General features: G+C 37.0%; 26 protein-coding genes. 16 read left to right on the top strand and 10 right to left on the bottom strand.

Features of this window, described 5'->3' with window-relative positions; genetic code table 11:
• Positions 1–31: 31 nt before the first annotated feature.
• The gene (locus tag BAU17_RS10715; RefSeq protein WP_161902818.1) at positions 32–661 is read right to left on the bottom strand and encodes a CPBP family intramembrane glutamic endopeptidase; all 630 of its coding nucleotides are present in this window, start codon (positions 659–661) and stop codon (positions 32–34) included.
• Positions 662–883: 222 nt separating this feature from the next.
• On the opposite strand from BAU17_RS10715, the gene groES reads away from it, so the two are divergent.
• From groES to nadE, 6 genes are all read left to right on the top strand, one after another.
• Positions 884–1168, top strand: a complete 285-nt coding sequence (gene groES, locus BAU17_RS10710; protein WP_161902817.1) for a co-chaperone GroES — start codon at positions 884–886, stop codon at positions 1166–1168.
• Positions 1169–1212: 44 nt separating this feature from the next.
• Positions 1213–2835: a chaperonin GroEL gene (gene groL / locus BAU17_RS10705; RefSeq protein WP_161902816.1), complete on the top strand. Its 1623-nt coding sequence runs from the start codon at positions 1213–1215 to the stop codon at positions 2833–2835.
• Positions 2836–3062: 227 nt separating this feature from the next.
• Complete coding sequence (locus BAU17_RS10700) at positions 3063–5561, top strand: HD domain-containing phosphohydrolase (protein ID WP_231474747.1); 2499 nt, start codon at positions 3063–3065, stop codon at positions 5559–5561.
• 14 nt (positions 5562–5575) lie between these two features.
• Positions 5576–6430, top strand: coding sequence for an HAD-IIB family hydrolase (locus tag BAU17_RS10695; protein WP_161902815.1), 855 nt, complete (start codon positions 5576–5578; stop codon positions 6428–6430).
• A gap of 156 nt (positions 6431–6586) precedes the next feature.
• Positions 6587–8053, top strand: a complete 1467-nt coding sequence (locus tag BAU17_RS10690) for a nicotinate phosphoribosyltransferase (RefSeq protein ID WP_161902814.1) — start codon at positions 6587–6589, stop codon at positions 8051–8053.
• A gap of 13 nt (positions 8054–8066) precedes the next feature.
• Positions 8067–8891 carry an ammonia-dependent NAD(+) synthetase gene (gene nadE / locus BAU17_RS10685; RefSeq protein ID WP_161902813.1) on the top strand — a complete coding sequence of 275 codons (825 nt, stop codon included), beginning with the start codon at positions 8067–8069 and terminating at the stop codon, positions 8889–8891.
• Positions 8892–8941: 50 nt separating this feature from the next.
• Here the strand turns inward: nadE and BAU17_RS10680 are convergent, their stop codons facing one another.
• The gene (locus tag BAU17_RS10680; RefSeq protein WP_161902812.1) at positions 8942–9601 is read right to left on the bottom strand and encodes an HD domain-containing protein; all 660 of its coding nucleotides are present in this window, start codon (positions 9599–9601) and stop codon (positions 8942–8944) included.
• 161 nt (positions 9602–9762) lie between these two features.
• Between BAU17_RS10680 and BAU17_RS10675 the strand changes: the two genes are divergently transcribed.
• A complete protein-coding gene (locus tag BAU17_RS10675) occupies positions 9763–10794 on the top strand; it encodes an NADP-dependent oxidoreductase (RefSeq protein ID WP_161902811.1) in 1032 nt (343 codons plus the stop codon).
• Positions 10795–10855: 61 nt separating this feature from the next.
• Here BAU17_RS10675 and BAU17_RS10670 read toward each other — a convergent pair whose 3' ends face one another.
• On the bottom strand, positions 10856–11533 hold the full coding sequence (locus BAU17_RS10670; RefSeq protein ID WP_161902810.1) for a type 1 glutamine amidotransferase domain-containing protein: 678 nt from the start codon (positions 11531–11533) through the stop codon (positions 10856–10858).
• Complete coding sequence (locus BAU17_RS10665) at positions 11530–11865, bottom strand: ArsR/SmtB family transcription factor (RefSeq protein ID WP_161902809.1); 336 nt, start codon at positions 11863–11865, stop codon at positions 11530–11532. The genes BAU17_RS10670 and BAU17_RS10665 overlap by 4 nt, the downstream gene beginning before the upstream one ends.
• Before the next feature lie 198 nt (positions 11866–12063).
• Here BAU17_RS10665 and BAU17_RS10660 point away from each other — a divergent pair, with 198 nt between their 5' ends.
• Entirely contained in the window at positions 12064–13803 is a 1740-nt protein-coding gene (locus tag BAU17_RS10660) for an LTA synthase family protein (RefSeq protein ID WP_161902860.1), read from the top strand.
• 186 nt (positions 13804–13989) lie between these two features.
• Here the strand turns inward: BAU17_RS10660 and BAU17_RS10655 are convergent, their stop codons facing one another.
• The 3 genes from BAU17_RS10655 to nrdI are packed head-to-tail and all read right to left on the bottom strand — an operon-like array spanning position 13990 to position 17001.
• On the bottom strand, positions 13990–15630 hold the full coding sequence (locus BAU17_RS10655; RefSeq protein WP_161902808.1) for a MutS-related protein: 1641 nt from the start codon (positions 15628–15630) through the stop codon (positions 13990–13992).
• A 37-nt stretch (positions 15631–15667) separates the two neighbouring features.
• Positions 15668–16516: a LysR family transcriptional regulator gene (locus BAU17_RS10650; protein ID WP_161902807.1), complete on the bottom strand. Its 849-nt coding sequence runs from the start codon at positions 16514–16516 to the stop codon at positions 15668–15670.
• A gap of 23 nt (positions 16517–16539) precedes the next feature.
• Positions 16540–17001 (bottom strand): class Ib ribonucleoside-diphosphate reductase assembly flavoprotein NrdI, encoded by a 462-nt coding sequence (gene nrdI, locus BAU17_RS10645; protein WP_161902806.1) that lies wholly within the window; start codon positions 16999–17001, stop codon positions 16540–16542.
• 83 nt (positions 17002–17084) lie between these two features.
• On the opposite strand from nrdI, the gene BAU17_RS10640 reads away from it, so the two are divergent.
• On the top strand, positions 17085–17645 hold the full coding sequence (locus tag BAU17_RS10640; protein WP_161902805.1) for a GNAT family N-acetyltransferase: 561 nt from the start codon (positions 17085–17087) through the stop codon (positions 17643–17645).
• A 49-nt stretch (positions 17646–17694) separates the two neighbouring features.
• On the opposite strand, the gene BAU17_RS10635 is transcribed toward BAU17_RS10640, so the two are convergent.
• Together BAU17_RS10635 and BAU17_RS10630 are read right to left on the bottom strand one after the other, a co-directional pair.
• Positions 17695–18207 (bottom strand): LURP-one-related/scramblase family protein, encoded by a 513-nt coding sequence (locus BAU17_RS10635; protein ID WP_161902804.1) that lies wholly within the window; start codon positions 18205–18207, stop codon positions 17695–17697.
• A 29-nt stretch (positions 18208–18236) separates the two neighbouring features.
• Positions 18237–19109 (bottom strand): Cof-type HAD-IIB family hydrolase, encoded by an 873-nt coding sequence (locus BAU17_RS10630; protein ID WP_161902803.1) that lies wholly within the window; start codon positions 19107–19109, stop codon positions 18237–18239.
• Positions 19110–19303: 194 nt separating this feature from the next.
• Between BAU17_RS10630 and BAU17_RS10625 the strand changes: the two genes are divergently transcribed.
• The 4 genes from BAU17_RS10625 (at position 19304) to BAU17_RS10610 (ending at position 22221) form a co-directional block, all read left to right on the top strand.
• Positions 19304–19981 carry a uracil-DNA glycosylase gene (locus BAU17_RS10625; RefSeq protein WP_161902802.1) on the top strand — a complete coding sequence of 226 codons (678 nt, stop codon included), beginning with the start codon at positions 19304–19306 and terminating at the stop codon, positions 19979–19981.
• Between the two features lie 152 nt (positions 19982–20133).
• Entirely contained in the window at positions 20134–21114 is a 981-nt protein-coding gene (gene pta, locus BAU17_RS10620) for a phosphate acetyltransferase (RefSeq protein ID WP_161902801.1), read from the top strand.
• Positions 21115–21229: 115 nt separating this feature from the next.
• Positions 21230–21700: a tRNA (adenosine(37)-N6)-threonylcarbamoyltransferase complex ATPase subunit type 1 TsaE gene (gene tsaE, locus BAU17_RS10615; RefSeq protein ID WP_161902800.1), complete on the top strand. Its 471-nt coding sequence runs from the start codon at positions 21230–21232 to the stop codon at positions 21698–21700.
• On the top strand, positions 21697–22221 hold the full coding sequence (locus BAU17_RS10610) for a GNAT family N-acetyltransferase (RefSeq protein WP_161902799.1): 525 nt from the start codon (positions 21697–21699) through the stop codon (positions 22219–22221). The genes tsaE and BAU17_RS10610 overlap by 4 nt, the downstream gene beginning before the upstream one ends.
• Before the next feature lie 46 nt (positions 22222–22267).
• On the opposite strand, the gene BAU17_RS10605 is transcribed toward BAU17_RS10610, so the two are convergent.
• The gene (locus BAU17_RS10605) at positions 22268–22801 is read right to left on the bottom strand and encodes a 3'-5' exonuclease (protein WP_161902798.1); all 534 of its coding nucleotides are present in this window, start codon (positions 22799–22801) and stop codon (positions 22268–22270) included.
• A gap of 112 nt (positions 22802–22913) precedes the next feature.
• Here BAU17_RS10605 and BAU17_RS10600 point away from each other — a divergent pair, with 112 nt between their 5' ends.
• The 3 genes from BAU17_RS10600 (at position 22914) to licT (ending at position 25901) form a co-directional block, all read left to right on the top strand.
• Positions 22914–23828 (top strand): Gfo/Idh/MocA family protein, encoded by a 915-nt coding sequence (locus BAU17_RS10600; RefSeq protein ID WP_161902797.1) that lies wholly within the window; start codon positions 22914–22916, stop codon positions 23826–23828.
• Between the two features lie 63 nt (positions 23829–23891).
• Positions 23892–24794, top strand: a complete 903-nt coding sequence (gene murB / locus BAU17_RS10595; protein ID WP_161902796.1) for a UDP-N-acetylmuramate dehydrogenase — start codon at positions 23892–23894, stop codon at positions 24792–24794.
• Between the two features lie 258 nt (positions 24795–25052).
• Positions 25053–25901, top strand: a complete 849-nt coding sequence (gene licT, locus BAU17_RS10590) for a BglG family transcription antiterminator LicT (RefSeq protein ID WP_161902795.1) — start codon at positions 25053–25055, stop codon at positions 25899–25901.
• Positions 25902–26018 lie beyond the last annotated feature (117 nt).

The following is a 26018-nucleotide window of genomic DNA, read 5'->3' as shown; positions in this document are numbered from 1 at the left end:
TTTGAGAACGTGCTGCTTCTTTTTACTATGTTTAGGAGGTGGTTAATACTAATTGCGCAATTAGAACAAGTGCATTCATTCCAGCATGAGTAAGAATCGAGGTCCAAATTTTTCCAGTTGTTTTATAAAGAATGCTGAAAAAGAATCCCAGTGAGAAGTACAACAGTAAATGACCATCGAAATGAATCAGTGCAAATAAAAACGAACTAATCGCAATTGCCAACCAAACATTCATATAATGCTCTAGTAATCCTGTAATCGCACGTCGAAAAACGAATTCCTCCATAATGGGTGCACCAATCATTACAGCAATGAAAAAGAGTGGCTGAGCCAACACATTTTGTACAATGCCTTCTGTATTTTGGGAGACTGGATTTTGTCCAAATAAGACTTCAATTTGAATGACAATATTTTGGAGAATAATGGATCCAAAGATACCCAAGACTCCTAATAAGATGACTAAGAGCCAATTTGGTTGTTTTTTCTCAAAAGAAAGAAAACTGGTTTGTTTTAAATACATGGCAATCATAAGAATCGCACCAAGTAAATAAGAAATAATGACACCCCATGCTTGTGCGTGAAAAGTAGCAAAGAGCAGTGGTGATAAGAAGATAAGTACGTATAGACCGATGGTTAGTACGCTATATTTTTTTACAGACATATCGTTCTCCTTTCCTGATTTCTTCTATTATAACAAATAGTTGAAATACTGAATAGGTTACAAGAAAGAGGAGAAGTTTTACCAATTTTGACTTTTATTAAAAAAATGATTCAAAAGACTTGCATTCTCTCATGAAAATGGTAATATTAATTTTGTGAGTTAGCACTCTACTAATGAGAGTGCTAACGAAAAAATAGGAAAAATTAATTGGAGGGATTTATCGTGTTAAAACCATTAGGTGATCGTGTGTTGATCGAAGTCGCACAAGAAGAAGAAAAAACTGTCGGAGGACTTGTTTTGGCATCCGCAGCAAAAGAAAAACCGCAAACAGGAACGGTTATCGCTGTAGGTGAAGGTCGCGTCTTAGATAATGGTGAACTAGCAGCTGTACCAGTTAGCGTAGGCGATACTGTATTATTTGAAAAATATGCTGGTTCAGAAGTGAAATACGACGGTAAAGAATATCTAATTTTTTCAGCAAAAGATATCGTCGCAATTGTAGAATAATCATAATAAACAAAAATAAAAAAATTCTTTGAGGTGAAAAAATCATGGCAAAAGAAATTAAATTCGCAGAAGATGCTCGTGCAGCAATGTTGCGCGGTGTAGATAAATTAGCAGATACAGTAAAAGTAACTTTAGGCCCTAAAGGTCGTAACGTGGTTTTAGAAAAATCTTACGGTTCACCACTAATTACCAATGATGGGGTAACAATCGCAAAAGAAATCGAATTAGATGATCATTTTGAAAACATGGGAGCAAAATTAGTATCTGAAGTTGCTTCTAAAACAAATGATATTGCCGGAGACGGTACAACAACAGCGACAGTCTTAACACAAGCAATTGTGCGTGAAGGATTGAAAAACGTTACTGCTGGTGCGAACCCATTAGGCATTCGTCGTGGGATTGAATTAGCAACAAAAGCAGCGGTTGAAGAATTACACAATATCTCAACAATCGTTGATTCAAAAGAAGCCATTGCACAAGTTGCCGCAGTTTCTTCAGGTAGCGAACAAGTTGGTCAATACATTGCAGATGCAATGGAAAAAGTGGGCAACGATGGCGTTATTACCATTGAAGAGTCTAAAGGTATCGAAACAGAATTAGACGTTGTAGAAGGTATGCAATTTGACCGTGGCTATTTATCACAATACATGGTATCAAATACAGATAAAATGGAAGCAGAACTTGAAAATCCATATGTCTTAATTACAGATAAAAAAATCTCAAACATTCAAGATATCTTACCTTTACTAGAACAAATTTTACAACAATCTAAACCATTATTAGTGATTGCGGATGATGTTGATGGTGAAGCTTTACAAACATTAGTGTTAAACAAAATTCGTGGAACATTCAATGTAGTGGCTGTTAAAGCACCAGGCTTCGGAGACCGTCGTAAAGCGATGTTAGAAGACATTGCTATCTTAACTGGTGGTACTGTAATTACGGAAGATTTAGGTTTAGAATTGAAAGATGCTACAATTGAAACATTAGGTCAAGCAAGCAAAGTGGTTGTTGATAAAGACAATACAACAATCGTTGAAGGTGCTGGCACGAAAGAAGCAATTGAAGCACGTGTTCATGCTATTAAAAACCAAATCGGTGAAACAACATCTGATTTTGACCGTGAAAAATTACAAGAACGTCTAGCGAAATTAGCTGGCGGTGTGGCAGTCATCAAAGTTGGGGCTGCAACTGAAACAGAATTAAAAGAATTGAAACTACGCATTGAAGATGCCCTAAATGCGACTCGTGCAGCCGTAGAAGAAGGTATGGTTTCTGGTGGTGGTGTTGCGTTAGTTAACGTAATTAACAAAGTAGCTGCCTTAGAAGAAGAAGGCGATGTTGCGACAGGTATCCGCATTGTGCTACGTGCATTAGAAGAACCCGTTCGTCAAATCGCTGAAAATGCTGGTTACGAAGGATCAGTTATTGTTGATCGCTTGAAAAACGTTGATTTAGGCGTTGGTTTCAATGCTGCCAACGGCGAATGGGTAAACATGGTTGAAGCCGGAATCGTTGACCCAACTAAAGTAACTCGTTCCGCATTACAAAATGCAGCATCTGTTTCTGCATTACTATTAACAACTGAAGCAGTGGTTGCTGACAAACCAGAACCAGCTGCACCAGCTCCTGCTATGGATCCATCAATGATGGGCGGCATGATGTAATTACTAACGACAAACCTTTGTGTATCAAGGGTTTGTCGTTTTTGTTTTGCTTGTAAATAGTAAATGATACCAAAGGTGAATGCTTTTCATAATAATTTAGTCATGCAGTAGGAACCTGCGATTTAGTGTGAAAATTTATTTCCTTCAAAAAGCAAACCACAGTCATTGCTTTTCCAATAACCAATTGCTAAAATAAAAAAGATACGAAAGAATGGAGAGTGGCATAATTGGCGAGAGGAAATTTAATTGGTTCTTGTTATGTGGAATTATTCATGGATTCAAATGGAGAAATTACGGATTTTTTATTTGAAGAAGCAGATGAGATGTTTTCTTTTTTTGTTGGATGCCCAATGAGTCAATTAACGGGAAAACGTGCCTCGGATGTATTTAAGCAAGTACCTAATGATTATCGAAACTGGTTGACTTTATGCAGCTATGCTCTCCGATTCAAGAAAACACAAGAACGTACATATTGGATGGCTAAGAAGAATCAATTTTTAACGGTAAGTGTCATGCCATTAGAAAACCGAGCAGTTATCTTTTTACGAGTCCCTAATGAGCAAATGGCTGATGAAAAAGAAAAACAATCCAGAGATGAAATTTTTCGCATTGTGGAGCCGCTATTTCATAGTGAAAACTATATTTTGTCCTTACTAGAATTTAAAAATGGTCAATTTCGCTATATAATAAGTAACGCGTTACATCAAAAACTAATTGGAAAACGCGTACAAGAGGGGCAGATGTTATCTGAAATATATGATGGAGCTACATTAACAATGATTGAAACGAACTTGAATCTTGCGTTAACTACCTCTAAACCGGTTTTTTATGAAGCAGTTGCACATAATCAAGCTTTTCAAACAGAACTAACCCCTATATTCAGCTCATTTGGGATTCCTTATATTTTATCTTACAGTAAAGATGTGTCGCAAAATCTAAAATTTAAAGAAGAAAATGAACGGTTGTCCCAGCGTCTCCAAGCAATGTTTGATCAACATTCAGCAATTAAATTAATTTTTGATTCTGATACTGGTCAAATTTTAGAAGCAAATACAGCTGCGTGTCATTTTTATGGATATACAAAAGAAGAATTTCTACAATTAAATTTACAAGAGATTAATGTGCAGAAAGTCCAACTTGCCCATAAGCAAAAGAATAAAGATAATGTGTTATTCTCAGCGCTACCCCACCGTAAGAAAAATGGTGAGATACGCTTACTAGATGTTTACTCAAGTTTTATTAGTTATGGTGGCGAAGAATTCAGCTATTGTATTGCATTTGATGTGACAGACCGTGAAATATTGAAAAATAAATTGGTCCATGAAGAAGAACTGATGCGTATTACCTTACAATCAATTGGTGACGGAGTTGTCACCACAGATATGACAGGAAATGTACGGACAGTAAATGTGGCAGCAGAAAAAATTACAGGTTGGTCAAAACAGGAGATAATTGGTCGTTCATTTTCAGAAGTTTTTACCATCTATGATAATAAAACCAAAGAAAAAATCGACTTACCAAGTGGTTGTTGTATCGATGGTGGATATGATATGTGCCATTTGGAAAAAACGGCCACTCTTTTAACAAAAGATTCATGTTGGTTATCTGTTGCGTTAAGCACCAACCTATTAAAAGATGCGAGGGACCAAGCACAAGGAATTGTCATCGTTTTTCGAGATATTCATGAGGAAACAAAACACCATCAACAAATTGAGTTTTTAAGTTATCATGATCCATTAACGTGCTTATATAATCGACATTATTTAGAAGAACATTTTAATTGTTATAGCCAACCAGCTAATTTTCCGATTACAGTAGTGATGGGAGATGTGAATGGCTTAAAATTAACAAACGATGTTTTTGGTCATAAAGCAGGTGATGAGCTATTAAAAGAAGTTGCCCGTGTATTTGAAAAAAATTGTTCCTCTGAACATATTGTATCTCGTTGGGGGGGTGACGAATTTGTTGTAATTATGCCAAAAACATCCTCCAAAGAAGCGGAGCAGATTGTGCAGGCGATTCGTGAGACACCTGTGAAATTAGCAAATATTGGTGGTGTAACTGCAAGCATTTCATTAGGTTTTTCTACAATGGATAGTACAAAGACGACACTTGTTGAAACGATGAGTAGAGCAGAAGAACATATGTATCATAAGAAATTATTAGATGGTAAAAGTTATCGCAATTCGATTATTAATACACTATTAGTGACATTGTTTGAAAATAGTACTGAAACCGAAGAGCATTCACAACGCTTATTACGTTATTGCAAGGCAGTCGGTATGAAAATGGATTTACATCCAAGGTTATTGGATGATTTAGCACTTGTCTGTTTATTACATGACATTGGAAAAGTCGGAATTGACCCGCGCATTCTCAATAAGCCAGGTAAATTAACGCTTGAAGAATGGAAAGAAATGCAGCGTCATACTGAAATTGGCTATCGAATTGCCCAAGCAACACCCGAATTAGCACCTTTAGCAAATCTAATTTTGTCACACCATGAACGTTGGGATGGCAAAGGGTATCCTCATGGTTTAAAAGGAACAGATATTCCATTAATTTGCCGTATTTTAGCTATCGCAGATACGTATGATGCCATGACCAATAACCGTGTGTATCGAAAATCAGTGTCACATGAAAAAGCGATTGCGGAAATCAAAGCCAATGCTGGCACGCAATTTGATCCAACGATTGCTGCAATTTTTATCGAATTATTTGAATAGGAAAGAGGAAAGAAATGAATATTGTATTTGCAGATGTCGATGGCACTTTCCAAGATTTTGGACAGACCATTCCGACAATTAATATTGATGCCGTTCGTGCGCTTCATCAACAAGGGGATCATTTTGTTTTTGTCACTGGACGTGGGTATGAACTAGCGCAGGAACTATTAGAAACTACTCAACTGCCTTGTGATATGATTTATGGTAATGGCGCTGGGTTAAAAATGGCAAATCAAGCTCCACAATTAAGAAATTGTTTGGCCCATGTGAGTTGTCAAAAAATTATTGCTGCTTTGGAAGAAGAAGATATGTTTTATTTTGTACATACGGATAAAACGATTTTAGTGAATTCCGTGGAACGTTACCAAGCACACTTTATGGATTTGCATCAGAAATTTGCTGATGAACTAGGAGAAAAAGGCATCGGTATTATGAAGATGAAAGAAGCTTTCTTTACTCACGATTGTCAAAATGTCACAGATGTCGCAACGTATTTGCGTAATCATCCTGATTTACAAGTGGTGAAAGTTGAAATTATGATTGCTGACGATGGAGAAAAGGAACGGATGCGTACGAAACTGTCTTCTTCAGAAGTATTTGTCTTTGAATCGTATCAACAGACGCTAGAAGTGGTGAATCCGCTGGCAACTAAAGGGACTGCAATTCAAAATTATCTGGCTCGTTTTCCACAAGCGAAAAGTTATGGCATTGGCGATGGAGAGAATGATTTGCCGATGTTTGAAGTTGTCGACGTTTCAGTGGCAATGGCGAATGCGAGCGATACCGTCAAAGCAGCTTGTCAGGAACAAGCAGGGCTTTGTAAAGATGGCGGTTTAGGCACTTACATCTTCCAGCATATTATTCAATAATCCAATCATTTGTCCGAACAATCTTGCGTTGTTCGGATTTTTTTGTCGTTGCATCAATGAATGGGACTCTTTTTAGCATTTACGAGGACGATTGTTCTGTTTTTCATTATTATTTGTTATAATATAAAGGTAGAAAATAGACAGGAGAGTAGTCCTATGCAAAAAACTTATTCGGATGACAGTTTAACGTTACACACAGATCTTTATCAAATCAATATGATGCAAACCTATTGGGAACTAGGTCGTGCTGACAAGCATGCCATTTTTGAATGCTATTTTAGAGAGATGCCATTTAAACATGGGTATGCTGTGTTCGCCGGTTTAGAGCGCTTAGTTGATTATTTAGAGAATTTAACATTTACCGATACAGATATTGCTTATCTACGAGAAATTGGAGGTTATCCAGAAGATTTCTTGACTTATTTAAAAGAATTTAAATTTACCTGTACAGTTCGTTCAGCGAAAGAAGGAGATTTAGTTTTTAATAATGAACCAATTATTCAAGTAGAAGGTCCATTGGCTCAAGCACAGTTAATTGAAACAGCCTTATTGAATATTGTTAATTTCCAAACATTGATTGCCACAAAAGCGGCTAAAATTAAATCAGTCATTGGTGATGATCCGCTGTTAGAATTTGGTTCTCGCCGTGCCCAAGAAATGGATGCTGCAATTTGGGGAACACGTGCTGCATTTATTGGTGGGGCAGATGCCACAAGTAATGTTCGTGCTAGCAAAATTTTTGGCATTCCTGCTAGTGGGACACATGCCCATTCATTGGTTCAATCTTATGGTAATGATTATGATGCTTTTATGGCTTATGCGAAAACACATAAAGATTGTGTCTTCTTAGTTGATACGTATGATACGTTAAAATCTGGTGTCCCGAATGCGATTCGTGTCGCTAAAGAAATGGGCGATGCGATTAATTTCTTAGGTGTGCGTATTGATAGTGGCGATATGGCGTATATTTCTAAAAAAGTGCGTGAACAATTAGATGAAGCTGGCTTTACTGAAGCAAAAGTCTACGCATCAAATGACTTAGATGAAAATACTATCTTAAGCTTAAAAATGCAAAAAGCTAAAATTGACGTTTGGGGCGTTGGAACGAAATTAATTACAGCGTATGATCAACCAGCTTTGGGGGCTGTATACAAATTAGTGGCGATTGAAAACGACCAAGGAGAATTAGAAGATACGATTAAATTGTCTAGCAATGCAGAAAAAGTATCTACACCTGGTAAAAAACAAGTTTGGCGTATTACGCGTAAAGCTGACGGAAAATCTGAAGGAGATTACGTGACACTTTGGAATGAAAATCCTACAGAGGAAGAAAGTATCTATATGTTCCATCCAGTGCATACGTATATCAGTAAAACGGTGACTAATTTTGATGCACGTCCATTATTGGAAGATATTTTTGTAGACGGACAACTTGTTTATGAATTACCTGATTTGGAACATATCAAAGCTTATTCTTATAGTTGTTTGGATGCATTGTGGGAAGAATACAAACGTGACTTGAATCCACAACCATATCCAGTTGATTTATCAAGTGAATGCTGGAATCATAAAATGGCGATTATGGAAAAAGTTCGCAAACAAGTAAAAACAATCAGCGAATAAGGGAGAAATGAGTATGAGTTTACAACAAGAGATTATTCAAACATTACATGTTCAACCTGAGATTAATCCACAAGAAGAAATCCGCAAAAGTATTGATTTTTTAAAGGATTATTTGCGTAAACATCCTTTTTTAAAAACCTTTGTCTTAGGAATTAGTGGGGGACAAGATTCAACGTTAGCTGGACGTTTGGCACAATTAGCCATGGAGGAAATGCGTCAAGAAACCAATGATTCAGATTATTATTTTATCGCGGTTCGCTTGCCTTATGGTGAACAAGCAGATGAAGAAGATGCCAAAAAAGCCATGGCCTTTATTGATGCAGATAGTCAGTTAGTCGTAAACATTAAACCAGCAGTTGATGCGCAAGTCGCTGAATTAGAGGCTGTGGGTCTGACTATTTCTGATTTTAATAAAGGGAATATCAAAGCGCGTCAACGAATGGTCACACAATATGCGATTGCAGGTGAACTTTCAGGTGCCGTTTTAGGAACAGATCATGCAGCAGAAAATATTACAGGCTTCTTCACAAAATTTGGTGACGGTGGCGCGGATATTTTACCATTGGCACGTTTGAATAAGCGTCAAGGCAAACAATTACTAAAAGCCTTAGATGCTCCAGAAGAATTGTATACTAAAGTACCAACAGCTGATTTAGAAGATGGCAAACCTCTAATTGCAGATGAAGTTGCTTTAGGAGTGACGTATGATGCGATTGACGATTATCTGGAAGGTAGAGAAGTACCTGCTGACGATAAAGCCAAAATTGAAGCATGGTGGCTTAAAACCGAACATAAACGTCACTTACCGATTACGATGTTTGATGACTTTTGGAAATAAAGATTACAGACGAGCGACGATACGTTGCTCGTCTTTTTAAATGAGTAGATCTAGTGGAATGCTTCCCAAGAGGTGCCATTCAATTGAACACTTGGGGATAATTGAAGTTTTTCTGCAAAGGCGTGAATCGCTTTAAAGACTTTTTCCATAAAATAAAATTGAGTTAATTCAGTTAAATCTATAATAGGGGTGGTTGTAAAATGCACGACCAAGTCTGTTTTGGTTAACTCAAAATCAACTTGTGTGATGTGTTGTAGTTGTCGCATACCAGTCACTTGATATCCTTCTTTAGCTACTCGTGAGGTGGTAATATCTAATTTATCACTAAAAATTAAGACCAGAGTCATTAAATCATCTGTATCAAAGCCTCCACTATGGTTTGCAATCGCAGAAAAGATTTCTTGTTGATAGGGATGAGAAAGGTGATGCTCGTTGAAGTAATTCTCTGCAAATAATTTTCCTCGTTCTGCGTGTCCCTTTTTACCATCAATCGCCCCTGTGTCGTGAAGAATGGCTGCAATTTTAGCAGCTTCCAGATAACTATCGGAAACGTGCAACTGGGTCAAAATTTTTGCTACGGTTTGTGTCACATTTACCACGTGTGCCCAGTTATGATATGCCCAGCCACCTGTTTGATCCTCATAATTACCAATTGCATGGTAGCGATTTTGAATGGTGACATCATGATAAATTTTTTCATATATAGCCAATGATTTTCCTCCTTATTAGATAAATAAAAATTTAGTTTAGCATAACACATGCATTAGTCAATTCATTTTTAGGACTTAATGGTTGATTTTTTTGAACCGATGAAGTACACTTTTTTAGATTAATCGTTTAAAAATATAAACCATTGAATAGAGGAATACAGATGAATAGAAAAATGAATGCGGCATTAATCACGCATTACAAACAAGAGTATCCAACGATTGAAACAGTTGATATGCCCAAGATTGGAGCAAATGACGTTTTAGTAAAAATTGTTGCGGCGAGTATTAATCCAATTGATTTAAAAACCAAAGATGGCGGTTTGAAGATGTTGTTGAAGTATCACATGCCGTTAATTCTGGGTAGTGACTTTGCGGGAGTTGTTACAGAAGTCGGTGCGAAAGTTACGACATTCAAAAAAGGCGATGCCGTTTATGGACGTGTGCAAAAAAATCGAATCGGAACCTTCGCTGAATATATTGCGGTTGACCAAGGAGACATTGCTAGAAAGCCTCAAAATTTGAGCTTTGAAGAAGCGGCGGCAGTTCCCTTAGTTGGTCTAACTAGTTATCAAGCGTTACATGATATCATGCAGATTCAACCAGGACAAAGGGTATTAATTCAAGCGGGCTCTGGAGGAATCGGCACTATTGCTATTCAATTAGCTAAACAAATGGGAGCATATGTTGCGACAACTACTAGTGAAAAGAATCGTGCACTAGTTGAGTCATTAGGTGCTGACGAGGTGATTGATTACCGAACACAGCAATTTTATGACGTACTAGAAAATTATGATTATGTTTTTGATACACAAGGTGGCAAAATCTTAGAACAAGCTTTTCGTATCATTAAACCTGGTGGAAAAGTGGTTAGTATTTCAGGTTTACCCAACGCTCGTTTTGCTGACGAGTATAACGTGCCATTTTGGAAAAAATTCGCTTTTCGTTTAGTGACTAGAAATATCACAAAATTGGAAAAAACAACGCAAGCAGACTATTATTTTCTTTTTATGAAACCCAGTGGGCAACAATTGGCTATTTTAAGTCGAATGATTGAAGAAGAAAAAATTCATCCTGTAATTGATCGTGTCTTGCCGTTTACACAAATTGCGCAAGCTTTCGAGTATTCACATTCAGGACGTGCCAAAGGGAAAATTATTTTGAAAATGTTTGATCCAAGTGTTGAGCATGAGTAATAAAAAGGACAAAAACAAGACCTTCTTGTTTTTGTCCTTTTTACATATGGAAATAGAGAGTTTAAGAAAGTGCTGCTAGTAATAATTTGGCAACCGAATGCACGGAAAAAGGATTTTGCCCAGTAATGATTCGTCCGTCTTGTATGGCAAAATCTTTGTAGGCACGTTTTTTCTTGAAGTGTGCGCCATGAGCTTCGGCTACTTGTTGATTAAAAAACGGAACCACTGATTTTTTTCCAGCTAGAAATTCTTCCGTATTTGTAAAACCAGTAATCGATTTGTTCGCAATCAAATAGTTTCCCATCGTATCTTGGATATGCAACAAACCAGCAATACCATGACAAACAGAAGTAAGGTAACCACCGTTTTGGTAAATTGTTCGGGCAATTTGTTGTAATGCTACATTGTCAGGGAAATCCCACATCACACCGTGTCCACCAGTATAATAAATTGCGACGTAATCTTCTGGATGGATATCTTCAGGCGCTAACGATTGGGTCAACGCTCTTTGTTGGAAATCCTCCGATTCATAAAGCGCTAATGTTGACGCATCGGTGTATTTCATACTGCGAGGATCAAGCGGAACGAATCCACCTTTAGGGCTAACATAATCGACTGCAAGACCAGCTTTTTGCACCTCCGCCACAAACTCAGTTGCTTCTCCTAACCATAGCCCCGTTGGTTCTTCCGTTCCTTGATAGCGTGTGACATTCGTTAATACAACTAAAATTTTTTTCATTTTGAATCCTCCTGACTGATAATAGTGGTAACGTTTGTCAGTAGTTTTTGTAGTTGTTCGATTTTATTGGTTTCATGAGTTAAATAATAATAATTTTTGGTTCCTTCTGTCCGATAATCAATCAATTTTGCTTCTCGTAAAATTTTTAAATGATGAGAAATTGCGGGGCGTGAAAGGTTAACTGCTTCTCTTAAGTCACCTACTCGGATTCCTTGACAAGCTTTATCTGCCATTAAGGCAAGAATAATTGCTTGCCGTTTTTCATCACCGAGTGCAATTAAAAAATCACTGACTTCAGAAAATTCTTTTTTTAGTGCTGTTAAATCGGCCATGACCATTCCTCCGTTGATATTTTTAAACCATTAAATCATTATCTTATTAGAAAGTCAATTGTCTTGTCTTTATTGTCAACCGAATAGACTTCCTCTATAATAATTGGAAGAAAACAATTTTTTTTTAGAAAGGGAGGGTTGTGTTTGAGAAAAATAAACTCAAAATTAAAAATAGGCTTACAATTATGCGCTATTTTTATGGGTATTATAGTTAGTAATTTATATTTACAATGGTGTCAAAACAATCTTTCTACCGAATTGATGTTAAAATTTGCTTTTTCGTGGCATACGGAAAAATTTTTGCTGGGTAGTTTGGTACTATTGATTTTTTATCTTTTCTTGGCTAGTTTGTCAGGTTCTTTGATTGTTGGTGCAATATTTTACAGTGTCACAATTGGTCTACTGGGGTACGCGACCTATTTAAAAATGTTGTATCGCCAAGAACCGATTTATCCCGATGATTTAAAAATGGTAACTCAGTTTGGTTTGTTGAAAGAAATGATTGGGACGATTCCCTTTATTCTTGCCTTGATGGCAGTAGGAGGGGCGATTTTATTAGTGATTTGGCAACTTTATCGTAGTCGTAAATTGACGAAGCAACAACAAGTTATCCGCGTGCTTGTTTTTTGTTTGACTAGCTTGGGATTGGTGTATGTCAGTCATTTCAACGATGAAAGTAACTTGTTGCGAAAAGCCTATAATCGTTCAGCGTTGTGGATTCCTTATTCACAAAAGATGAATTATTACAATACTGGCTTTATGGGTGGCTTTTTATTTAATCTACGCGTAGAAGCGATGGACGAACCAGCTGGTTATTCCAAAGAAGCCATTGAAAAAATCAAAGAAAAATATACAGTACCTACAACTGAGACGGATAAACCTAATATTATTTATGTCATGAGTGAAAGTTTTTCAGATCCAAGTCATCTATCAGATGTCAAAGTGACTGGAGATCCTTTAGCTGCTTATTATGACAAAGCAGAACAAACGTATAGTGGGAAAATGTTATCGCAAAATTACGGAGGTGGTACAGCGAATATTGAATTTGAAGCTCTCACAAGTTTTTCAATGGAATTATTTAATCCACAAATGACCACACCTTATACCTTATTAGTGCCAAAGATGAAGCAAATGCCTTCACTGGTTTCATTAACTAAAGATAGAGGTTATCAGACAACCGCAATCCATCCTTATGATACGTCGATGTATAAACGAAAAGATGTCTATGATGTGTTTGGCTTTGATACTTTCTTAGATCAAGAGACCATTGCTTATACCGATAAAATAGAAAATAATCCGTATATTTCAGATCAAGCAGCTTATCAGCAAATTCTTGATTTATTGGCAGAGGAACAACAACCGCAATTTATCCATTTGGTTACGATGCAGACGCATATGCCATACAATGGAAAATACAACGACATACCTTACAAAGCCAGCGGAGAAGCTAACCGTGACAATTTAGAAAATTATTTGCAGGATATTGCTTATAGTAGTCAAGCACTGTCTGATTTTCTGGATGCTTTAGCGTCATTGCCAAAACGAACATTAGTCGTTTTCTGGGGCGATCATTTACCAGGGATTTATTCCGAAGAAACGCAAGCAGCGAATTCAATCGCTCTTCATGAGACGGAATTTTTGATGTGGGATTCGCGACAAGCATTACCAACCGAAGCTAAACAGGTGACAAGTCCTTTTTATTTTGCACCCAATTTATTTCAACGTAGTGGCTTAGCGTTGACGCCTTTTTATCAATTACTCTTAACTCTTGAAAAAGAGATGCCTGCTTTTGAAAAAGGCATGTATTTAACCGATAAATGGCATGACACGTTGCCTTTAAACAAGCAAGCACAAGAAGTTTATAAGGATTACCAAATGATTCAATATGATATCGTTCAAGGTAAACAGTACAGTCAAGCCCTTCAATTTTTTGAATGAGTCTTGTTTGTTTCACAATCAAAAAAGACTGCATTTATGTGAAAGCGGAACAAAGGTCGAAAATAGTCTGTTTTCCTATAAAATGACTCGTTGGATTTTTGTGAAACGCCAAAACAAAATGGTCTATTCCTAAATGAAGTGTGGATAAAAAAGAAGCGAAGCCCTAGCAGGATGTTCGCTTCTTTTTTACAGCCATTGACGATGTTGATCGAAATAGGCAGCTTCATTTTTGGCTTTTGTAATAATTTCTTGTGGATAATGCAGGACACTTAGCAGTTCAATCGCATTGCGTGTGGTGGCAGGTCCTGGTTTCACAAGATAGTCAAAAGAGACGCCTTTTTCTTCGGTCACTTGTTCTGAAAAATGAATGTTTTCGCAGGTCTGTTTTAACATCTCAGTGAGTTCAATATCGTGTGTTGCGACAATTGCTAAGCTCGGAAAAGTAGTCAACCAATCGACGATACTCGACGAGGCGGCGATGCGCTCAATCGTATTTGTTCCTTTCAAAATTTCATCGATAAAGCAGTAACAATGCTCCTGCGTTTGAACTTTATCAAGTAAACGTTTGACCGATTTGATTTCTGCGACAAAATAACTATCACCTTCAGATAAATCATCTTCAATCGCCATCGAGGTTAAGACATGTCCAGCTTGTAACGTAAAAGAAGTTGCTAGAGCGGTCTGAATGGTTTGTGCTAACAGACAATTAATTGCAATACTTTTGACGTAGGTTGATTTGCCAGATGCATTGGAGCCAGTAACTAGTGTATTTTTTGACCAATCGACAGGGTTCGCCACAGCGTCGGTTAAAAGAGGGTGATAACAGTCCTGTGCTTGAACGGGACCGTCTTGTATAACTGGCTGACAAGTGTAGGGCATAAAGCTTCGAAAGTTTAGAATAGCTGCAGCAACTTCTAATTTTCCTAGCAATTCCCACAAATGAATTGCTTCTTGGTTGTGACGAACAATGCGGTCAAGCACAAAGCCATACGAAATAAAAGGCAGCATGACCATCATATTGAAGTAATCAAAAAGTAATTCTGCTTCGGAGTTACTTTTGGTACGGAAAGAAAAACCGAAGCGTGGAATATTTTTAATAGCTGTCAGTGCGTGCTGCATATCTTTTTGCAAGGGGTGGTCTATTTTGGCAATTTTATTCCCAATAGCAATGGTTTGTACTAAGTAGCGCATGCTGTTCAATTCGGTTTCTAAACGTGCTTTTTGAATATGGTAATAAATCATATTAAAGACGATACTTCCTAATAACAGAGCCAGACCAAGTGATTGTCCGAATAGCAGTAAAAAAATCCCAACAAAAGGTAGAGCACCTAAGCATAGAAAAAATGGCAGCGAACCAAGCGTTTGTTTTTCTTTTTTTGCAAGATAATGTTTAGAAAAGTTGCGATCTTGTTTGCCTAATTGGGCAAAATGGTATTGGATTTTCTCGCGTTTGGCAGGGTGTGCTTGGTAAAATTGAATCAATTCTTCTAATTGCAAATCTGGTTGCCAATGATAGTGACGCAATTGTTGGTACAAGGCTTCCGAACCGACACTGGAATAGGTCGCATTAATTTGTTCAAAAATGGTAAACATATCTAAATCGTACCAAGTGATATCATCAATTTCGCTATCCCATGTAGCAAAAGATCGTTCATCTTGCCAAGCCATTTTCAAGCTTTCTTCTTTATCAAACCGAGGTTGATAAGGGGGCTTGCCCCATTTTTCTTGCACTATTCTTTTTAATTTTATGCGCTGATAAATTTCAATGCTTGTAATAAAAATCACAATTGCTAAGACGACACAAACAACAAATAACTGTTCACTCATGAACTCCCTCCTTTAAAAAAGAGCCAAGATTTTTCAATTAAGAAAAATCTGGCTGTTCAAATTCATTATTTTTTTCTTGTAACAATTCTTGAATAAAAGTGGAAACAACCGCCAATTCTTCAGAGACGATTTTTTGTCTAGTTAAGAAATACATATTACGTTCACTTTCTAGTTCCAAAGGTTCCCAAGGAATCGAGTCGTCCAAAGCAATTTTGGAAATAATCGTTTTTCCTAGGCCGTTTTTAATAAGCGACAACGTCATTTCATGGTTATTGGTACGAATGATATGAGGCACTAAATTTCGGACTTTTAAATAGTTTTCATTGATACTTCCTAATGGTGAAGAAGAGTCAGGTAAAATCCAATGGTCAGAAAGTAAATCACCAGCCAAAACTAATTGATCCGTTGTAACCAGATGACGATCCAGTTGATTGCTGCGTTCAGGTGTTTCAATCAAACCAAAACTAATCTTTGATTTTTCAAGCGAAAAAACAATTTTTTCGCTCGACATGATTGGAAAACTAAAATCAATCAACGGAAAATTTCGAACCAGTACAGGAGCTAATTTAGGCATTAAAAAGGCCCCACAAGTTTGCGAACTCGCGAAAATGCAATGTTCACGAAAATGTTGTTGCGTGTTGACATGATGAGTTGCATCTTCCCATTCCTCAATGATTTTTAGAAAGCGTGGATATAAGAAATCAGCTTCTTTCGTAGGCAAAATTTCTTGTTTTCCATTGCGAATAAATAATGTGACACCTAAATGTTCTTCCAGCTTCTTGATTTGAGCAGAGACAGTCGGCTGTGATAAAAATAAAGAATCTGCCGTGCGTGTAAAATTATGCGTCTCATAAACTGAGAGAAAAGTTCTTAATACGTGAAACAAAAAATCACCTCGTTAAAAATAATCTATTTATTTGTATGTTGTTCCCATCGTTGAACAAGGTTCTCGTAAATGCTCTGAATTTCTCCTTGATTTCCTCGTAGCTCAAAATCTGCGAGGAAGGGGACTTGAAATTGTTCTGCATATTGTTTAGCAGTTAAACAATATTGATGACCAAAATTCTTATTGCCACTACCGATGATACCTAAACAATAAGAGGCGTTGTCTGAGAACGCAATATATTCACGTAAAGCTTCCGTCAAAATTTCCTGATCGCCATTATCTACACCGTTGCCACCTTCTAAATAAGTTGGCACAACGACAAAAAAGGGTTCTGTTTCCACTTCATTCAAACTATTGTCATGGATTTCTTTTAATTGTATAATAGGGAACTTAGGATTTTCTGTATGTTTTTCAGCAGCAAATGCTTGCATGCGGGTAACAAATGAGCGGGTATTCCCTGAAATTGTGATATATAGAATATTCATTGTTTGACCTCCTAGCATTAGTATAACAAAATTTTCATTATTCAGCAGAAATAACTATAGTTTTCATTGAAAGAGGGAGAAAGATGATTCGTTTTGCAACAAAACAAGATGCCAAAGCTATTGCTAAACTGGTTTTGATTATTTTAAAAGACATGGAACTACCCTTTGTCCAACAAGTTGGAGACCAAGAGACCATCTCTATTTTAGCCGAAGCAGTAAATGATCCGACGTACCGCTACGGCTATCAACGAGGATTAGTGAATGAAATTGATGGACAAGTGGCAGGGGTTGCGTTTGGTTATCCTTCTGAAGATGAGCCACAGATTGATGAAGCTTTTTCACGTGTCCTCCTTGCTAGAGGGATGGACGATCAACGATTATTTTTAGACCCGGAGACACTCCCTGATGAATGGTACTTAGATACGATTTGTGTGGATGAAAAATTCCGCGGGCAAGGCGTTGGTTCCGAATTATTAGATGCTTTACCAACAATTGCGCAAAGAGAAGGCAAGCATCGTATTGGCTTGTGTGTCGATTTAGCCAATCCAAATGCCCAACGTTTATACGAACGTAAAGGCTTTGTCGTTGTCGGACAACAAGTGCTAAGTGGCCATGATTATTACCATATGCAGAAGAAAATTTAACGTAAAACAAAGCGCCCTGAACAAGTCAGTGTTCAGGGCGCTTTGTTTTTTAATCAAAAATTTTTGATGGCTTCAAAGGATAAGTTGTTTTTTTACGATTATACAACCAATAGTCCAAGATGGCCGCAATACAGATGCATTTTGGCGCATCTTCATCATGCACGACAGAGAGAACATAATAATCACCTGTTAGATAGCTAGCTTTATCCATGCGCATAATTTCTTTGGTAAAATGATGGATTTTGTAGCGATGATTGTAAATATCTCCGTGAACACGCCAATTTAGTTGATTAATGTAATAAAAATCTCCCGGCCAATTAAAAATCTTATGTAAAGTACCGACTTTCTTGTACGATTCATAGATTTCAAAACGTTTGCCAAATGTAAAACTAATTTGTTTAATCCGAGCAACAAGTGCACCATCCATGCTATAAAGAGAAAGTGCATCACCTTTTGTTCCCCAACGCCCAACCAGTAAATAGAGAGAATGACCATCTGCATCTTTGACCACTGTACGAGTGACATTGCTCAATTGCTTATCTTGAATAAAAAATTCAGACATGTTCTCACCTCCACTATTTTTTTAGGACATTAAGCTAGATTTTCATCAATTGCTCGACGAATCGCTTTGCCAACGCCTGATTCGATATTTGTTTCTGTGACGTATTTTGCATACTCTTTGACTTCAGGTAAACCATTCCCCATAGCAAAACTAACACCAGCAGCTTGCAACATACTCACATCATTTAAGTTATCACCGATGGTCATGACTTCTGATAAGGGGATTTGGCGATCATTGGCTACATGACTCACTGCAATTCCTTTTTGTGCATTACGATGATTAATTTCAATATTATTTTGCCCAGAAGAAGTTACTGCCAAATCACCAAAAGCATCAATTTCTTTGGCTACTGGTCCGAGACGTTTGGCACCTTCTTTGTGGAAACAAATAATTTTTAAAACAGAAAGATCGTCACGCATAACTAATTCATGCAAATCTTCGACAATATGAATCGGGAAAAAATCTAAGCGTGCGACAGACATGGCAATCGCCATATTGTAAGTTAAATGAGGCATCATTTCTGCAATGGCAGAAGCAAAATTTTCAATACGTTGTTCTTTATTTGCAGTATAAATTCCTTCATTCGTAGCTATTTCATAATAAATTTCGTGTTCATCCAAAAGTGCTAGCGTTTTTTGGACGACTGTCTGTTCAATCGGTGCGCTAAACAAGGAATTTCCCGCTTTATCAAATACTTGTGCGCCATTTAGTGTAATCATTGCACACTCAATACCAGCTTGCGTTAATGGAGGAAGAGCTTCCGCTCGATTTCGACCAGTTGCAACCATAAATTCAATCCCTTGTGACTGTGCGTAGCGGATTGCTGCTACATTTTCTTCAGAAATTTGCATTTCGGCATTTAATAACGTGCCATCCATATCAGAAGCAATTAATTTTATCATCTCAATAATTCCTCTCCTTTTCTTGTAGTTTACCATAAAATCTCTTAATTTTCTTGAAGCGAAAAGAGAATCCTTGGCTTGTGTTAGAAAAAATAGTAAGCTAGAGACGAAGAAAAAAGATTTATCCACTTGAGGTGTTAAATAAAGGAGGGTGGGTTATTAAACGTCAATGTACGATTTGATAACAGTAGCGAATGAAAGAAATTATTCATAATAGTTGGCAAGGCATCTTAGAAGAAGAATTTCAAAAGCCTTATTACCAAGAATTACGGCAATTTTTAAAGCAAGAGTATGGGACACAAACGATTTATCCAGATATGTATCACATTTTTGAAGCACTTGAACAAACGCCTTATGAGAAGGTTAAAGTCGTTATTTTAGGACAAGATCCTTATCATGGAGAAAATCAAGCACATGGTTTGTCTTTCTCTGTACAACCCGGTGTCAAAATTCCACCTTCTTTACGAAATATTTATCAAGAACTAGAAGCTGATTTGGGGATTAAACCAGTCAATCATGGCTTTTTAACGTCGTGGGCGCAACAAGGGGTGTTGTTGCTAAATACGGTTCTAACCGTTCGTGCTGGCCAAGCGTATTCCCATCGAGGTAAAGGTTGGGAACAATTGACCGATGCCATTATTAAAAAATTAAACGAACGTGAACGTCCAGTCGTTTTTATTTTATGGGGGAAACCAGCGCAACAAAAGATGTCGATGATTGATTCACGCCATGTGATTATTCGTTCGGTTCATCCAAGTCCTTTATCAGCACATCGTGGCTTCTTTGGTTCTAAACCATTTTCTAAGACGAATCAGGCACTCATTGAATTGGGCGAAACACCGATTGATTGGCAGTTGCCAGAGCGAGTATAACAGACGGTTTTTTATCATGTAGCAGATTATGAAAACTCTGTGTAAGTCGTAACAAATTAGTTTTTTTTAAATTAATACAGAGAAAAAAACTGTTCTTTTTTTAAAAGTTGGTGTAGAATGGAAATGTATAAAAAATCTGGAGGTTATCATCCATGGAATTATTTGACAGTCTAAAATTTAAAATCGTACGTCGTGGGATTAGAATCGCTTTTCCTGAAGCATCTGATACACGTATTCTAGGTGCAGTTGCTCGATTAAAAGGGGAAGAATTAATCGAACCTGTCCTAATCGGTAAACAACATGAAATTGAAAAAGCAGCAGCGACTCGTGGAATCAACATTTCAAATATGACAATTTACGATCCAGACAATTGTGGTCGTTGGGATCAAATCGTGGAAGCTTTTGTGGAACGTCGTAAAGGCAAAGTGACAAAAGAACAAGCTGAAGAATTGTTAAAAGATGAAAACTACTTCGGTACAATGTTAACTTATATGGGCATTACGGATGGTTTAGTATCTGGTGCGATTCATTCAACTGGTGATACTGTGCGTCCTGCTTTACAAATCATCAAAACAAAACCTGGTATTAGCCGTACAAGTGGCGCTTTCTTAATGATGCGCGGAAACGAACAAGAGAAATATATCTTCTCTGATTGTGCAATTAACGTAGCGCCATCTCCACAAGAATTAGCTGAAATTGCAGTTGCATCTGCACATACAGCTGAAATGTTTGACATTGAGCCTCGCGTTGCAATGTTGAGCTTCTCAACAAAAGGTTCAGCCAAAGCACCTCAAGCTGATGCAACAATTGAAGCAACAAAAATTGCAAAAGAATTAGCACCGGAATTAGCTATTGATGGTGAATTACAATTTGATGCTGCTTATATCCAATCAGTTGCTCAATTAAAAGCACCGGAATCAGATGTAGCTGGTAAAGCATCTGTCTTTGTCTTCCCAGACTTACAATCCGGAAACATTGGTTACAAAATTGCGCAACGTTTTGGTAACTTTGAAGCGATTGGACCAATCTTGCAAGGATTGAACAAACCAGTTTCTGATTTATCTCGTGGTTGTAATGAAGAAGATGTATATAAATTATCAATTATTACTGCTGCTCAATCATTAATGAGCTAAGAATGAACTCCTAGCTGTTACAATTTCCCAAAAAGGAAGTTGTAACAGCTTTTTTGCTATTTCAAAAAAAAGAAGCTATACTAATGCAAGAATTAATAGAAAATGGAGAGAACTTATGATTGCTTTAGAAAACCTTAAACAAACAGAAAAACTAGCAACAATTATTGGGGAAGTCGCACAACCTCGTGATAATTTAGTGTTGACCGGTGATTTAGGTGCTGGAAAAACAACATTAACAAAAGGTATTGCCAAAGGTTTAGGAATTGACCAAATGATAAAAAGCCCAACCTATACAATTATTAGAGAATACACTCAAGGACGAATTCCTTTGTATCATATGGATGTCTATCGTGTCGAACATGGGGCAGCCGATTTAGGATTAGATGAATATTTTGAAGGAGATGGCTTGTCAGTCATCGAATGGGGCAATTTATTGGAAGATGCTTTGCCTGAGGATTATTTAGAATTAATTCTAGAAAAAGATAGACAAGATGAACAAAAACGAGTAGTGCACTTGGAGACGTTTGGTCCACAGGCGGAACAATTGAAACAACGGATTTTAGACGTATGGGAGCGACAAGGATGAGTGAAGTAGAAATTACCTTACGTGAAGCCACTGGAAACGATGCCAAAGAATTGTTGGCGATTTCTCAGCAAGTCAGCCAAGAAACTGATTTTTTGATTATGGATGAGCGCGGGATGAACTTACCCGAAGACTTGTTAGCTACACAATTAGATACTATCTATGAAAGTGATACGAATTTTTTATTGTTAGCTTTTGCAGATGATCAAGCAATTGGAGCGGCTTCTATCCGTGCTAGCGATGAAGCGCGAATTGCTCATATTGGTGAAGTTGGTATTTTTATTGCTAAAGATTATTGGGACTTAGGTCTAGGAACTTTAATGTTAGAAGAGTTACTTGCAATCGTAAACGATGAATCTGCATTAGGACGGCTTGAATTAACGGTTCAAGAACGTAACACACGAGCGATTCATTTATATGAAAAATTTGATTTTCAAACAGAAGCAATATTAGCACGTGGTGCCAAAAGCGAAGATGGCGAGTATTTGGATGTTCGTTTGATGAGCTTGTTGGTCGGGGAATAAAAAAAGTTTGTTCCGAGGTTATTAATTACTTCAGAACAAACTTTTTTTATTTCATCAACACCAATTTCTTCAACGGTTCCACACCAAACGTTCTTTCTTGATGTAACAAAATATTCGCACATGCACGGCTATCTTCTAATGCATCGTGGTGATTGTTCAAGGGAATATTAAGAAAATCGCACATCGTATTTAATTTATGATTGGGTACTTCAGGATACAGTTTACGACTAGTTTTGACAGTACATAAAGAAAGGTAACTAGGCTGTTGTAAGCCGTAGTAATCTAAACAACCAGCTAAAACACCCGTATCAAAACCAGCATTATGCGCAACAATCAAACTATGTTGATTGTAGTATTGTGCAATAGTTTCCCAAACTTCTGGGAATTTCGGTGCTTGTTTGACATCTTCTGGATGAATTCCATGTACTTGAATATTTCGCCAGAAAAAGTCTGTTTCTGGTTTAATTAAGGTATAATATTCGCCAACAATTTGACTATTGCGAACCATGACAAGTGCTAGGGAGCACGCACTGTGTTTTTGTGCATTTGCTGTTTCAAAATCCATTGCGATAAAATTCATTTTCCTCACCTCTTTGCCGATTGATAACTTTTCCAAATTTAACTCTACTACTGTATTCTAACGAAAAAAGGTGTAATATTAAAGTAAGAATAACTTTGCAAGGAGTGTCAGGATGAAAATTGGTGTTATTGGATTAGGTGGTATTGCGCAAAAAGCGTATTTGCCAACTTATAGTAAAATGCAAGATCAAGCAGAATTCATTTTTGCTACTAGAAATCAAGAAGTACAAACCAAATTACAAAACAGTTATAACTTAAAAACAATGAAGAATAATTTACAAGAAGTACTTGCAGAAAAAATTGATGCTTGCTTTATTCATACCGCAACAGCCAGTCATTATGAATTGATTAAAGCATGTTTATTGCATGATGTGCACGTTTTTGTTGATAAACCAATCAGTGAGAATCTTGAGCAAGTCCATGAACTTCAACAATTAGCCAAGGAACGGAATAAACTATTAATGGTTGGTTTTAATCGCCGTTTTGCACCGATGGTTGAAAAATTGAAACAACTAACGGATAAACGGATGATTTTTTTACAAAAAAATCGTGCGTATTCTATCCAACCGACAGCTTTCGAAATATTCGATGTCTTTTTACACTTAGTTGATACAGCAGTTTATTTATTAGATGACCCGATTTTACAAATCAAAAGTACAATTCGCGAAACGCAGGGAAATATGGAGACTGCTTTATTGCAACTAGAAACAGCAACGACGACGGCTATTTTAACCATGGATTTGAAAAGTGGGGCGAATCGTGAAAGCTATCAAGTGAATTGTTTACAAGGAACTTATATGGTGGATGATTTGGTGACTTTTAAATCGTTGGAAGGTGATGACGAGTGTCTGCAAACATTCGGCGATTGGACCAATACCTTGGAAAAACGCGGTTTCGAGCAACAAGTGCGACAATTTTTACACGCTGTTCAAACAGGTGATAGGGCTGATTTACGTCAAGAAAACATCGCCAAAAGTCATGAAATATGTCAAGAAATGTTAAGACAACTTGAAGAAAGTGGGAACTAGTAGTCAGTTTGTGAAGAACGTGGTAAAATGTACAAGACGTTTAAGAGAAGGAGCTTTTTGTTAGTGAAAAACGAAGAATTAGTAAAAGAATTTCCCGAAATGGCTTTATTGTTAAATGAACCATTGATGAATTATACATTTACTCAAACTGGTGGACCTGCAGATGTTTTAGCTTTTCCTAAAACTAGAGATGAAGTGGAAGCTTTGGTGAATTATTGCCAAAAAGAAAATATACCATGGTTAGTCTTAGGTAATGCAAGTAACCTAATTGTACGTGATGGTGGGATTCGTGGCGTAGTGATTATGTTGTTAGAAATGAATACCATTCAAGTGACTGATGATGTGATTGAAGTGGAAGCAGGCGCGCGCTTAATCGATACGAGTTATGCGGCACTAGATAATCAATTAACTGGTTTAGAATTTGCTTGTGGCATACCTGGAAGTGTCGGTGGAGCTGTCTTTATGAATGCTGGTGCGTACGGTGGTGAAATCAAAGATGTGTTCGTTTCAAGTGATGTCTTATTCCCTGATGGCACAATTCGTACGTTAACAAGTGAGGAAATGAATTTTAGTTACCGTCACAGTGATATTCAACGAATGCAAGGGATTATTTTGAATGCACGTTTTGCCTTGGAAAAAGGGGATAAAGACGTGATTAAAACCAAAATGGATGAATTAACCTATTTAAGAGAATCAAAACAACCATTAGAATACCCTTCTTGTGGAAGTGTCTTTAAACGACCAGAAGGCCATTTTACTGGGAAATTAATTCAAGATGCAGGCATTCAAGGACTTGTTTGGGGTGGTGCGCAAATTTCTGAAAAACACGCTGGTTTTATTGTGAATATTAACCAAGCAACAGCAACTGATTATGTCGAATTAATTGCCCATATTCAAGCGGTGATTAAAGAGAAATTTGATGTGGCACTAGAGACAGAAGTTCGTATTATTGGTGAAGAAAAATAAAAGATGAATGATTGACTGTAGAAAGTTTTTTTCAATTTCTACAGTCTTTTTTCTTTGATGTTTTTGTAGATGATAAACTTTGTGAAAAACAATAAATAAATTTTAATGGAAGCGTTGACAATATTTTGATGCTATAGTATATTTACATCAGGATAGTTATTATTCAGTTAAGCTAGACCTAAACGGAAAAAGGGATCCGTTTAGGTCTTTTTCTGTCTTTTTAGATGCTGAAACTGAATAAAGAAAAGGGTGAAGCATTTGAAAATTCTTAGAATTTTGAATAACAATGTAGTGATCGCTTTGAATGATGAGGGTGAAGAAGTTGTTTTAATGGGAAATGGCTTGGGTTTTCAGAAGAAACCAGGCTTTGAAGTGGATGTATCAAAAGTTGAAAAAACATTTGAAATGTCTGGTCAATTTGAAAAATTACGTATTGAAAAATTATTTGCCGAAATTCCAGAAGAAATTATCAAAATTTCCTATGAAATCTTAAGCTACGCACGTAAGCAATTACAAAAAGACTTGAATGAAACGACCTTTATTGCCATTGCCGATCATTTATATACAGCTATTCAGCGAACAAAAAACAATATCCAAATGAAAAACTTTCTTCTTTGGGATGTGAAACGTTTTTTTCCAGATGAATTGGAGATTGCGCGTCAAGCTATTCAAGTCGTCAATCAGCGAATGGGGATTCAGTTATCGGATGATGAAGCAGGCTTTTTAACGCTTCACATTGTGAATGCAGCGATTGATTCAACAAATGAAAGTGCAATCGATCTTACGCAAATGATTGAAGAGATTTTGACGGTAATCAAATACACTTTGAAGATTAATTTTATTGAGAACGATATTTATTTCCAACGATTTATTACACACTTACGTTTCTTTTCGGAACGGGTGTTAAACCCTAGTCATAATAAAATTGAAGAGGACATGGTGGAAAATGAGTTATTTACGCTCGTTGTGAGAAAATATCCAGAGGCTTTTGAAGCAACTAAAAAAGTCGTTGATTTACTAAAAACACGCTGGGATTACAATACGTCTAGAGATGAACAGGTATACATCACTATTCACATTGCCCGAATTATTGAAAAGATGAACTAAGAGGTGACTCTTATTATAAAAGCAAATAGAAAGGAGTTATAAAAATGCCTGTGGAAAGGCTAGGATCGTGACATTCAGTTGGCGAAACCTCTAAATAAAACAAACAATCTAAATTTG

The sequence above is a fragment of the Candidatus Enterococcus willemsii genome (assembly GCF_009933335.1).
GTDB classification, from domain to species: Bacteria; Bacillota; Bacilli; order Lactobacillales; family Enterococcaceae; genus Enterococcus_F; species Enterococcus_F willemsii.
Note: the sequence above shows the minus strand (reverse complement) of the source record. Positions and strands in the feature narration are given on the sequence as shown.

Excerpts from the sequence above, each read along its gene's own strand:
- BAU17_RS10715 (WP_161902818.1), bottom strand. The coding sequence starts at position 661 with ATGTCTGTAAAAAAATATAGCGTACTAACCATCGGTCTATACGTACTT.
- groL (WP_161902816.1), top strand. The coding sequence starts at position 1,213 with ATGGCAAAAGAAATTAAATTCGCAGAAGATGCTCGTGCAGCAATGTTG.
- BAU17_RS10695 (WP_161902815.1), top strand. The coding sequence starts at position 5,576 with ATGAATATTGTATTTGCAGATGTCGATGGCACTTTCCAAGATTTTGGA.
- BAU17_RS10690 (WP_161902814.1), top strand. The coding sequence starts at position 6,587 with ATGCAAAAAACTTATTCGGATGACAGTTTAACGTTACACACAGATCTT.
- nadE (WP_161902813.1), top strand. The coding sequence starts at position 8,067 with ATGAGTTTACAACAAGAGATTATTCAAACATTACATGTTCAACCTGAG.
- BAU17_RS10675 (WP_161902811.1), top strand. The coding sequence starts at position 9,763 with ATGAATAGAAAAATGAATGCGGCATTAATCACGCATTACAAACAAGAG.
- BAU17_RS10670 (WP_161902810.1), bottom strand. The coding sequence starts at position 11,533 with ATGAAAAAAATTTTAGTTGTATTAACGAATGTCACACGCTATCAAGGA.
- BAU17_RS10665 (WP_161902809.1), bottom strand. The coding sequence starts at position 11,865 with ATGGCCGATTTAACAGCACTAAAAAAAGAATTTTCTGAAGTCAGTGAT.
- BAU17_RS10660 (WP_161902860.1), top strand. The coding sequence starts at position 12,064 with ATGGGTATTATAGTTAGTAATTTATATTTACAATGGTGTCAAAACAAT.
- BAU17_RS10655 (WP_161902808.1), bottom strand. The coding sequence starts at position 15,630 with ATGAGTGAACAGTTATTTGTTGTTTGTGTCGTCTTAGCAATTGTGATT.
- nrdI (WP_161902806.1), bottom strand. The coding sequence starts at position 17,001 with ATGAATATTCTATATATCACAATTTCAGGGAATACCCGCTCATTTGTT.
- BAU17_RS10640 (WP_161902805.1), top strand. The coding sequence starts at position 17,085 with ATGATTCGTTTTGCAACAAAACAAGATGCCAAAGCTATTGCTAAACTG.
- BAU17_RS10635 (WP_161902804.1), bottom strand. The coding sequence starts at position 18,207 with ATGTCTGAATTTTTTATTCAAGATAAGCAATTGAGCAATGTCACTCGT.
- BAU17_RS10630 (WP_161902803.1), bottom strand. The coding sequence starts at position 19,109 with ATGATAAAATTAATTGCTTCTGATATGGATGGCACGTTATTAAATGCC.
- BAU17_RS10625 (WP_161902802.1), top strand. The coding sequence starts at position 19,304 with ATGAAAGAAATTATTCATAATAGTTGGCAAGGCATCTTAGAAGAAGAA.
- pta (WP_161902801.1), top strand. The coding sequence starts at position 20,134 with ATGGAATTATTTGACAGTCTAAAATTTAAAATCGTACGTCGTGGGATT.
- tsaE (WP_161902800.1), top strand. The coding sequence starts at position 21,230 with ATGATTGCTTTAGAAAACCTTAAACAAACAGAAAAACTAGCAACAATT.
- BAU17_RS10610 (WP_161902799.1), top strand. The coding sequence starts at position 21,697 with ATGAGTGAAGTAGAAATTACCTTACGTGAAGCCACTGGAAACGATGCC.
- BAU17_RS10605 (WP_161902798.1), bottom strand. The coding sequence starts at position 22,801 with ATGAATTTTATCGCAATGGATTTTGAAACAGCAAATGCACAAAAACAC.
- BAU17_RS10600 (WP_161902797.1), top strand. The coding sequence starts at position 22,914 with ATGAAAATTGGTGTTATTGGATTAGGTGGTATTGCGCAAAAAGCGTAT.